The sequence below is a fragment of the Microcystis sp. CS-574 genome, assembly GCF_028329095.1.
Lineage (GTDB): Bacteria > Cyanobacteriota > Cyanobacteriia > Cyanobacteriales > Microcystaceae > Microcystis > Microcystis ichthyoblabe_A.
Genome location: NZ_JAQMSY010000010.1, coordinates 1 through 9837, shown reverse-complemented (window position 1 = coordinate 9837; position 9837 = coordinate 1). Strand labels below are relative to the sequence as shown.

Below are 9837 nucleotides of genomic sequence, written 5' to 3'. Positions count from 1 at the left end.
TGTAAGTAGATGGGCGTAAAAAACTCTAAGATCCCCCCGCCTGTCGGCACCCCCCTTATTAAGGGGGGCAGGGGGGATCAGAGGCAATAACTACTTACTTAAACTGTAATCGTTATAATCTAATCAGTCTTATTTTAAGACATAAACAAGCTATTAAGAGATTTAGCAAAATTCTAGCGAGTCAGTTTTAGTAACTGCATAATGATATATTGTCTTAAGCGATCGCGGGTTTGAGCCAGTGCATTAACAAACAAACTATAATCCGGTGGACAGCATTTCTGATAATTTACACTGCCTAGGAGAAATTTTAGTACAAATGCTCGGACTTACCACTCCGGTACTCATTGAGATAGTCAACAGCTGATCGCAGCCACTTCTTTTTTACCATATTTAGCTACACTTTGCTTCCCATAGGGATTGTAGGCTTCCTTGTCACCCCGTCAGAGTTAAGAGCAAAACAGAGACAGAAGCGAAGCTCAACCCGATGATTAGCTAATGGTATCGATAAACATCTTCAATGCTGCTTTTGAGAAGGAGAGGGGTTGCTAAAGCCTCTATAATAAGTAGCCATAGAGATGCCGACAACTTCCCCTGTCGATAGCGAATAAGGAGAAAAAAAACCCAGTGTTTGTCCTCAAAGGTTACGAGTATTTTCTAGGATTTCTGCTCGCTTGCAGTTTAGTACCAATCCTATCCCTAACGGCCTCCAAAGTCCTGCGGCCTAGTGGTGGCGGTCCGGAAAGACGCACCACCTATGAATCGGGGATGGAACCGATCGGCGGTGCTTGGATTCAGTTTAACATTCGTTATTATATGTTTGCCCTCGTTTTCGTGGTTTTTGACGTGGAAACCGTCTTTCTCTACCCTTGGGCAGTAGCTTTCAATCAATTGGGCCTATTAGCTTTTGTAGAAGCATTGATCTTTATTGCTATCCTTGTGGTTGCTCTCGTCTATGCTTGGCGGAAAGGAGCCTTAGAATGGTCATAATGGCCATAATTTTCCTGATTTTTGACTTTTGATGAGAGGATAACCCGATGAGTCCCAACCCTACCAGCGAATTTAAGCAAATTATCGAACAACAAAGCGAAAAAATCCTCAATCCCATCGAACGCACCAAAGTTACCCAGGATTTATCGGAAAATGTCATCCTTACCACCGTTGATGACCTGTATAACTGGGCGCGTTTGTCAAGTCTTTGGCCGATGCTCTACGGTACAGCCTGCTGTTTTATCGAGTTCGCGGCCTTGATTGGTTCCCGTTTTGATTTCGATCGCTTTGGTTTAGTTCCCCGTTCTAGTCCCCGGCAAGCCGATTTAATCATCACTGCCGGTACAGTTACCATGAAAATGGCCCCCGCTTTGGTGCGTCTGTACGAAGAAATGCCAGAACCTAAATACGTTATCGCCATGGGTGCCTGTACGATTACGGGAGGAATGTTCAGCAGTGACTCCACTACCGCAGTCAGAGGGGTAGATAAACTTATCCCCGTGGATGTCTATATACCCGGTTGTCCCCCCCGTCCGGAAGCGATTATCGACGCGATTATTAAACTGCGGAAAAAAGTCGCTAACGAATCTATTCAAGAACGCGGGACTGTTCTCCAGCAAACCAATCGTTATTACAGCACCACCCACAAAATGCAGGCCACGGAACCGATTCTGACCGGTAAATATCTGCAATCGGCCACCCGTCAAGCACCTCCGAAAGAGTTACTAGAAGCCACTGGTATGCCTGTTCCCCCCGCTCTTTTGACCACGAAACAAAAGGAAGAAATCTAAATGACTGAAGAAACCACAGCTATTGTGCAAGCTGGCCCCACTTCGATTTGGTTAAGCGAAAATGGTTTTGATCATCAAGCTTTAGAAGCTGACCATAGTGGTGTGGAATTGATTAAAGTAGAACCAGACTTTTTAATTCCCCTGGCCACTGCTTTATTCGCTTATGGCTTTAATTATCTCCAATGTCAGGGCGCTTACGATTTGGGACCGGGTAAAGAATTAGTTAGTTTCTATCATCTGGTCAAAGTAACCGATAATGTCGATAGTCCCGTGGAAGTGCGCTTAAAAGTTTTTCTTCCTAGAGATAATCCTCGGGTTGCTTCGGTTTACTGGATTTGGAAAGCTGCTGACTGGCAAGAACGAGAAAGTTATGATATGTTCGGCATTATTTATGAAGGACATCCCCACCTGAAACGGATTTTAATGCCAGAAGATTGGGTAGGTTGGCCTCTACGCAAAGATTACGTTTCTCCCGAATTCTACGAACTACAGGACGCTTACTAAGTCGAGAATTTAATCACTAATTAGGTTATGGATCCTATGGGGTTGGAAGATATTTCTAGCCCGATTTTTTTTTGATACTAAATCCGTTGAGTATGGACTACATATCAGGAGAGGCACTCATGCAAAACGGAGAATAAATAATCAGTTTTTAATAACTGGATTTAGTATTACTTAGCCGAGAAAATCCTCGATCGCCTGTGCTGTCTCTTCCGGTGCCTCTTCCGGTAAAAAATGACCACTGGCGATCGCCTGTCCCGTGACTTGATTAGCTAACTGCTGCCAAAGAGCGATCACATCGTATTGACGTGCAATAAAACCTTTTTTTCCCCAAAGAACCAAGAGGGGGGAGGAAATTTTCCGGTCTAAATCCTGACGATCATGCTCTAAATCGATGGTAGCGGCGGCCCGATAATCGGCACAGGTGGCGGTTATCGTCCTTAAATCTCGAAAACAACGCCGATATTCCCCCAAAGCTTCCTCTGTAAAAGCGCTAAAATCTCGCCCCCAACTTTGCAAGCAATGGTGCAGATAATAATCGGGATTAGCAGCGATCAGGGTTTCGGGAAAAGGGGAAGGCTGAATCAAGAAAAACCAATGATAGTAGGCAGTGGCAAAAGTTTGATCAGTAGCCTCATACATCGCCAGCGTTGGGGCTATATCGAGTAAAACGATTTTTTTGACCTTTTCTGGAAAATCAAGGGCAATACGGTGGGAAACTCGCGCCCCTCGATCATGGCCGATCAGATAAAACTCCTGATAACCCAATTTTTCCATCAACAACACCTGATCGAGGGCCATCACCCGCTTGCAATAATTGCTAGAATCCTCTAGGGGTAAGGGTTTATCGCTATCCCCGTAGCCGCGCAGATCCGTGGCGATCACCGTAAAATTAGCCGCTAATCGGGGGGCGATTTTATGCCACATTTGATGGGTTTGGGGATAACCATGGAGCAAAAGCAGCGGAAAACCACACCCACCTTTGACACCATTGATAGTAATGCCATTAACTTCTAGCTGAAATTTCCGAAAATTTGTCATCATTTTTGCTTCCTGTCACCTTAGGGGGAGATAATTGCATCATCTGGCAAAAGTGACCCAATCAGTAAAGTTTTTTCACTATAGCTCCTCAAGCCCCTGTTTTTCTGGTAGATTAAAACCATTGGGTTGTTCAAAAATCAACGAGTTAAGCAGTTAGGTGTTAAAAACTGTCAGATCCCCCCGCCTATCGGCACCCCCCTTAATAAGGGGGGCAGGGGGGATCGAACCTAAAATCTATCTTCAATTTAATTATAACCAGCTACTTAAGCAGTAATTTGATTATGATATCGATTATCTATTCCGATGAATTTCTCGATCACGATACAGGTATTTACCATCCCGAAAAAGCGGCGCGTTTAACGGCAATTGTCGAGGCTTTAAAACAAACAGAATGGCAGTCAAAACTAACATGGCATTTACCCACACCGATCGAAATTCGCGACGAAGTAATCCCTTTGATTAAACAAGTTCATAATCAAGATTATGTTGATAGATTGCGGCGAATTTGTCAACGGGGCGGGGGAAGATTGGATGCCGATACTCCCGTTTCTGCGCGTAGTTACGATGTGGCGTTACTAGCGGTTAGTGGCTGGTTAGATGGAGTCGATCGAGTCTTATCTACTGGCGATCCTGCCTTTATTTTAGCCCGTCCCCCCGGACATCATGCCACTTCTAATTATGGCATGGGTTTCTGTCTGTTTTCTAATGCTGCTATTGCCGCTTATTATGCTTTGGAAAACAAAAGAGTGCAAAAAGTAGCGATTCTCGATTGGGACGTACATCACGGCAATGGCACCCAGGATATAGTCGAAAATCATCCCCAGATTGCCTATTGTTCCCTTCATCAATTCCCCTTTTATCCCGGCACGGGAGAAGCGAGAGAAAAAGGGGAGTTTAATAATGTTTTGAATATTCCCTTATCGGCGGGAAGTACGATTAAAGATTATCAAGAACATTTTGAGGGGCAAGTCATACCTTTTCTGAAAAATTTTCAACCGGATTTAGTGATTGTTAGTGCTGGATATGATGCCAATCAAGCGGATCCTCTGGCGGGAATTTGTTTACACCCACAGGATTATGGAATTTTAACCAAATACCTCTTAACTCTCAATAAACCGCTACTTTTCGGCTTAGAAGGTGGTTATGATTTAGAAACTTTAGCGGCTTCCGTCGTCGCCACCTTAGAAGCTTTGCTCTGATCCTATTCCGGGTAATCGTTACATTTCTTTAAAAAGATTGGTAACAAAGTGATGGAATGCGGTAAGGTAAACGATCGATAGAAAAAAACCCTTGACCTAGTTGCCTTTTAAGATTATGAACTCCCTTGCGCCCCACCTAAAAGCCAAAGCCCTCAAACCCAATAGTCGTCGTCCTGCCAAAGAATTGTGTAGCGAGTGCGGACTTTGTGACACTTATTACATTCACTATGTTAAAGAAGCTTGTGCTTTTCTTAATCAACAAATCGCCGATTTAGAAGCAGCAGCACACGGCAAAAGTCGCGACTTAAATCAGGAAAATGATCTCTATTTTGGTGTTCATCAAGAGATGATGGCTGCCAAGAAAAAACAAGCTATTCCAGGGGCGCAATGGACAGGAATCGTCAGCACAATTGCCTGTGAAATGCTCAATCGTGGTTTAGTAGAAGGGGTGGTTTGTGTGCAGAATACCGCCGAGGATCGCTTTCAACCGCAGCCGATTCTCGCCCGTACCACGGAAGAAATTCTCGCCGCTAAAGTCAATAAACCGACTCTTTCTCCCAATTTATCAGTCCTAGAAGAAATTGAAAAATCGGGCATGAAACGGTTATTAGTTATCGGAGTTGGTTGTCAAATTCAAGCCCTAAGAGCAGTAGAAAAAAAATTAGGCTTAGAAAAGTTATATGTCTTAGGAACTCCCTGCGTCGATAATGTCACCCGCTCAGGACTGCAAAAGTTTCTAGAAACCACCAGTCGTTCCCCAGAAACTGTGGTTCATTACGAATTTATGCAGGATTTTCGGGTACACTTTAAACACGAAGACGGCTCCATCGAAATGGTTCCCTTTTTTGGCTTAAAGACTAATAAGTTAAAAGATGTTTTTGCCCCTTCCTGTATGACTTGTTTTGATTATGTTAACTCCCTTGCTGATTTGGTTGTGGGCTATATGGGCGCACCTTTTGGCTGGCAATGGATTATGGTTCGTAATGATACGGGCAAGGAAATGTTAGAGTTAGTTAAAGATCAATTAAATACCCAAGATGTTATGTCTAGTGGTGATAGAAAACAGGCGGTACAAAATAGCATTCCTGCCTATGATAAAGGTGTAACCTTGCCGATGTGGGCGGCAAAAATGATGGGAGTAGTAATTGAAAAAATCGGGCCTAAAGGGTTAGAATATGCTCGCTTTTCCATCGATTCTCACTTTACCCGTAATTACCTTTATGTTAAACGTAATTATCCTGAAAAATTAGCAGCTCATGTTCCTGAATATGCTAAAAAGATTGTGGAACAGTATAAATTGCCCGATTAATTATTCACTTGCTTGGGCGGGGTAATAGAGAAAAATTACCCCGCTTTCTTAAGATTTTTAGCTGATTTGTACCTTTCTTAAAAATAATATAATAATGCTAATATTGTTGAAGGAAGATGTTACAGAGGTTCAATAAGCATCTTTTCGATGAATACTACTCAATATGATAATAAGCATTTCCTTATCTTGAATTCTATAAATGATGCGATAATCCCCTATTCTAATTCGGTAGGTGTCATCATATCCTTTGAGTTTCTTGACTCCGTTAGGACGAGGTGTATCGGTAAGTAGTCTAATGGCAGTAATTAAGCGTTCGCGTTGTTGTTTGGGTAAGTTGTTTAGTTGTTTTTGAACTGGTTTCGGAATAATAACTCTGTAGTTCACGCTTGGGTTGCCTCATATTCTTCGAGGGTTAGATAGTCTCCTGCTTGATAAGCTGATTCAGAAGCGATTATGTTAGCTTGCTCTTCTTCTGTAATTTCTATTTCAGTATGTCGTTCTTTGATAAAGAGCAAAAAGTCAAGTAATTGAGTCAAAAGGGTGTCAGGTGTCTGCTCGATTTCTTTAATTAGTTGTTCTTTGAGTGTCATAGCTTTATCAGTTATCAGTTATCAGTGATTAATTCAATCATAGTCAATGATAGGTGATGCGTTACGACTAAATCTGGATGTTGTCAAAATTTCTCTTGACAAAAGCCTCTTGACATGATATTATATTCATAATGGAAAATCCTTGCGCCTACAGACCCTATTTTCAAGTCTCAATAATCGCCAATAAAAGCTTAGATAGCGATAATTTTTTTAAGGATTGAGAACCATGAACTATCAAAGAGAGTTTTATGTTGTCATTGAACGAGATGAGGATGGATATTATGTTGGGGAAGTTCCTCAACTTCGGGGTTGTTACAGTCAAGGGGAAACGATTGATGAATTGATGAAGAATATCAGGGAAGTGATTGAACTTTGCTTGGAAGATGGCAATCCTGAAGATGTGTCGGAGTTTGTTGGAATTGAAAAGGTGTCTATCTGATGCCAAAATTACCGATATTAACCGGTGATGAAGTTATCAAAGCTTTAACGAGAATAGGGTTTCAATCTATCCGACAAAAAGGAAGTCATCTGCGCTTAAAACATGAAGATGGAAGAGTTGTCACCGTACTGGTTCATCGGGGGAAAACTGTCGGGAAAGGATTACTCCTAAAAATTTTACGCGATGCTGAACTGACACAAGAAGAATTTATTCGTCTGCTGTAATTCCCATCTTGATTTAAGCTTCATGTCCCCGTTTGTCTGGATGTTGTTAAATTTTCTCTTGACAAAGGCGACTTGACAGGATACTATATTCATAATGGAAAATCCGTGCGCTTGCAAACCCTAGTTTTCAAGAATTTTCAAGGTCTAGTTTATTCGCCATAATGAGTTTTAGCACGATGAATATAGATTAACTTCTGTTCATCATCAGTCTAAACTTTGATTGGAATGATTGAATGAATACTATGATTGTGTTGTATGCTGACTTCATAAACCATTAATCAATGTCTCCCAAGACTTCCTCGAAAGAATAGGTTTCATTTTCATTAATTTGCTGTAGAGATAGTTGTAAGCTTTCTCTTAAATCGGGAATAGAGAGTAATTCGATAGTTTCTTGTAAACTTTCATAGTTTTTTTGGGAAATCAAAATTACAGAGTCCTCCTGATTCTCAATGGCATAAATTTTGTTATCTTCCGTAACCGATTTAACGAGACTTGGTAAATCGGTTTGAGCATCGGCGATTTTAATTTTTTTGATCATAATTAATCCTTTTTTTGATGATGAAATAATAAAAATTATTGTAGGGATTTAACAATCTCACCTAATCACAGTCCAGACAGCATCCTCCTATAATTATCCATCATTGTAGTCATCAGTGATTAATTCAATCATAGTCGATGATTAGGTGGTGCGTTACTGGACTAGGTAATAGGTGTAGGGGTAATTCATGAATTACCCTTACAATAACGTTTTTCTGGATGTTGTTAAAATTTCTCTTGACAAAGGCGACTTGACAGGATACTATATTCATAATGGAAAATCCGTGCGCCTACAGACCCTCTTTTCCAACGCATTCAAACTCTATCTTAATTCTACTTGCCAGAGTTGGGACAACATAGTTTTATATTCTCCATAATCGTTTGAGTATGGGGATGATTTTCCCCTAATCTTTCCCTGAAAATATTAATCGCTTCTAGATAGAGAGGTTCCGCTTCTGAGTACCTAACTTGAGAGTAGTACAAGTGTGCTAAATTGTTGAGGGAAGTTGCCACATGGGGATGATTGTCTCCTAGTAGTTGTTGTCTCAATTCTAATGTAACTCTATATTTTGAAATAAAATGAAAAATCCTTCTTGTGTAAAATGCTTATCGTGGGTAAGAATTTCATTTATATTCATTTGGCGCATTGTTTGCATGGATATACAATCTGTTAAGCTGTAATCTTTATCTGGACGATTTTGATATAAATCTAATCCTGATTGGAACGTCTGATGAGTTTGAGGTATAACTAAGATTTGGGGATTATTTTGTAAGCCTCTAATAACTTGTAAGGTTTTTCGTCTAACTGACATTCCATAAGCAGATAGATTGTTGAAAACTTCAATAAAGACTTCATCGGTTGTCACTATTGTTACCTGCTGGAGTTTCCTTGTCATTTCTATAGCTTTCTCATGCCAATCATCACGATTGTTAATGAGAGCAACCCAATAAAATGTGTCTGCAAAGATGGTTTTCATTGCTATGATACTATAAACTTTAGTTTCGGCTTTGCTTAGGATTTGGGAACTCCATAAAGATAATGATCATGTTGATTAGCAAGATCTATAGGCAACTTTTCTAAGTCGTCATTGTCTAATGGCATCTCTTCCAGAAGCTTTAATATTGCCTCCCCTACATTACTTTCAGATTTAGCATAACTAGCTTGTGCTGAAAGGAGGAAGTTCAAAGTTTCTTCTATTAAAGAATCTGGTGCTTGTTCAATCTCTTGCAATAGTCTCTCTTTAGTGTTCATGGTTTTATTCCTTGCTAATCAGTTATCAGTTATGGCTCTCTTGGATTTGGTGGGTAAAATGTATTCTAAGATACAGTCCTGCTGGCGAGGGAATGGAAGGAACCACAAAGGCACAAAGGACACAAAGATCGATTATGTTGTAGGTTAAGCTTATCGCACAGAGTCTGGAAGATTCCTATAATAAGTCTAAGCTGTGATTTGAATGATTGAGTGAATGCTATGATTGTGTTGTATTTGGCAAGTCTTTATCAATGATCAATTATAGTCTATCCCATAATTCCATAAATCACAGTTAAGGCGATGGATGTTGCTGTTGTCGCATTATTTGTAAGTTTTTCCGAAATATTATTGTATTAGGATGATTCTCCCCTAATGCTTGGGTAGCAATATTAATCGCTTCTAGATAGAGAGGTTCCGCTTCTGTGTACCTGCCTTGGGAATAGTACAATGCTGCTAAATTGTTGAGGGAAAGTGCCACAGAGGGATGATTGTCTCCTAAGAGTCGTTTATACAAATCTAATGCTTCTAGATAGAGAGGTTCCGCTTCTTTGTACCTGCCTTGGGAATAGTACAATCCTGCTAAATTGTTGAGGGAAGTTGCCACATCGGGATGATTGTCTCCTAAGAGTCGTTTTGTCAAATCTAATGCTTCTAGATAGAGAGGTTCCGCTTCTGTGTACCTGCCTTGGGATTCGTACAATGCTGCTAAATTGTTGAGGGAACTTGCCACATGGGGATGATTGTCTCCTAAGAGTCGTTTTCTCAAATCTAATGCTTCTAGAAGGAGAGGTTCTGCTTCTGTGTACCTGCCCTGGGATTCGTACAAGTGTGCTAAATTGTTGAGGGAAGTTGCCACATCGGGATGATTGTCTCCTAAGAGTCGTTTTGTCAAATCTAATGCTTCTAGATGGAGAGGTTCTGCTTCTGTGTACCTGCCCTGGGATTCGTACAAGTGTGCTAAATTGTT

At 40.9% G+C, this 9837-nt stretch carries 16 protein-coding genes; 7 read left to right on the top strand and 9 right to left on the bottom strand.

The features are described 5' to 3' along the window. The first annotated feature begins 624 nt into the window (after positions 1 to 624). Genes ndhC through PN470_RS00620 form a run of 3 tightly spaced genes read left to right on the top strand, consistent with a single transcriptional unit; the run spans position 625 to position 2282 of the window. On the top strand, positions 625 to 987 hold the full coding sequence (ndhC, locus tag PN470_RS00630; protein ID WP_002739390.1) for a photosynthetic/respiratory NAD(P)H-quinone oxidoreductase subunit C: 363 nt from the start codon (positions 625 to 627) through the stop codon (positions 985 to 987). Positions 988 to 1034: 47 nt separating this feature from the next. Further along, a complete protein-coding gene (gene ndhK, locus PN470_RS00625) occupies positions 1035 to 1778 on the top strand; it encodes a photosynthetic/respiratory NAD(P)H-quinone oxidoreductase subunit K (protein ID WP_002738790.1) in 744 nt (247 codons plus the stop codon). Next, entirely contained in the window at positions 1779 to 2282 is a 504-nt protein-coding gene (locus PN470_RS00620) for an NAD(P)H-quinone oxidoreductase subunit J (RefSeq protein WP_002778330.1), read from the top strand. Between the two features lie 171 nt (positions 2283 to 2453). On the opposite strand, the gene PN470_RS00615 is transcribed toward PN470_RS00620, so the two are convergent. Beyond that, positions 2454 to 3323, bottom strand: coding sequence for an alpha/beta fold hydrolase (locus PN470_RS00615; RefSeq protein ID WP_271934868.1), 870 nt, complete (start codon positions 3321 to 3323; stop codon positions 2454 to 2456). Between the two features lie 278 nt (positions 3324 to 3601). On the opposite strand from PN470_RS00615, the gene PN470_RS00610 reads away from it, so the two are divergent. After that, positions 3602 to 4519, top strand: coding sequence for a histone deacetylase family protein (locus PN470_RS00610; protein WP_024970772.1), 918 nt, complete (start codon positions 3602 to 3604; stop codon positions 4517 to 4519). A 115-nt stretch (positions 4520 to 4634) separates the two neighbouring features. After that, complete coding sequence (locus PN470_RS00605) at positions 4635 to 5828, top strand: Coenzyme F420 hydrogenase/dehydrogenase, beta subunit C-terminal domain (protein ID WP_271934869.1); 1194 nt, start codon at positions 4635 to 4637, stop codon at positions 5826 to 5828. Between the two features lie 129 nt (positions 5829 to 5957). On the opposite strand, the gene PN470_RS00600 is transcribed toward PN470_RS00605, so the two are convergent. Both PN470_RS00600 and PN470_RS00595 read right to left on the bottom strand, forming a co-directional pair. Then, positions 5958 to 6212 carry a type II toxin-antitoxin system RelE family toxin gene (locus PN470_RS00600; protein WP_002738377.1) on the bottom strand — a complete coding sequence of 85 codons (255 nt, stop codon included), beginning with the start codon at positions 6210 to 6212 and terminating at the stop codon, positions 5958 to 5960. Then, positions 6209 to 6418 (bottom strand): hypothetical protein, encoded by a 210-nt coding sequence (locus PN470_RS00595; protein WP_002738788.1) that lies wholly within the window; start codon positions 6416 to 6418, stop codon positions 6209 to 6211. The genes PN470_RS00600 and PN470_RS00595 overlap by 4 nt, the downstream gene beginning before the upstream one ends. Before the next feature lie 226 nt (positions 6419 to 6644). Between PN470_RS00595 and PN470_RS00590 the strand changes: the two genes are divergently transcribed. Both PN470_RS00590 and PN470_RS00585 read left to right on the top strand, forming a co-directional pair. Further along, positions 6645 to 6857 (top strand): type II toxin-antitoxin system HicB family antitoxin, encoded by a 213-nt coding sequence (locus PN470_RS00590; protein ID WP_271934871.1) that lies wholly within the window; start codon positions 6645 to 6647, stop codon positions 6855 to 6857. Continuing rightward, entirely contained in the window at positions 6857 to 7081 is a 225-nt protein-coding gene (locus PN470_RS00585) for a type II toxin-antitoxin system HicA family toxin (protein ID WP_271934873.1), read from the top strand. Before PN470_RS00590 ends, PN470_RS00585 begins: the two co-directional genes overlap by 1 nt. Before the next feature lie 274 nt (positions 7082 to 7355). Here PN470_RS00585 and PN470_RS00580 read toward each other — a convergent pair whose 3' ends face one another. From PN470_RS00580 to PN470_RS00555, 6 genes are all read right to left on the bottom strand, one after another. Further along, positions 7356 to 7619, bottom strand: coding sequence for a type II toxin-antitoxin system Phd/YefM family antitoxin (locus PN470_RS00580; protein ID WP_002762167.1), 264 nt, complete (start codon positions 7617 to 7619; stop codon positions 7356 to 7358). A gap of 124 nt (positions 7620 to 7743) precedes the next feature. Continuing rightward, positions 7744 to 7890, bottom strand: a complete 147-nt coding sequence (locus tag PN470_RS00575) for a hypothetical protein (protein ID WP_155119257.1) — start codon at positions 7888 to 7890, stop codon at positions 7744 to 7746. 61 nt (positions 7891 to 7951) lie between these two features. After that, entirely contained in the window at positions 7952 to 8167 is a 216-nt protein-coding gene (locus PN470_RS00570; RefSeq protein ID WP_002756070.1) for a tetratricopeptide repeat protein, read from the bottom strand. 2 nt (positions 8168 to 8169) lie between these two features. Next, on the bottom strand, positions 8170 to 8595 hold the full coding sequence (locus PN470_RS00565; protein WP_002756072.1) for a type II toxin-antitoxin system VapC family toxin: 426 nt from the start codon (positions 8593 to 8595) through the stop codon (positions 8170 to 8172). Positions 8596 to 8630: 35 nt separating this feature from the next. Then, on the bottom strand, positions 8631 to 8870 hold the full coding sequence (locus tag PN470_RS00560; protein ID WP_002735146.1) for a hypothetical protein: 240 nt from the start codon (positions 8868 to 8870) through the stop codon (positions 8631 to 8633). 292 nt (positions 8871 to 9162) lie between these two features. Next, positions 9163 to 9837, bottom strand: a 675-nt coding sequence (locus PN470_RS00555) for a tetratricopeptide repeat protein (RefSeq protein WP_272103346.1), incomplete at its 5' end; no start/stop codon positions are given.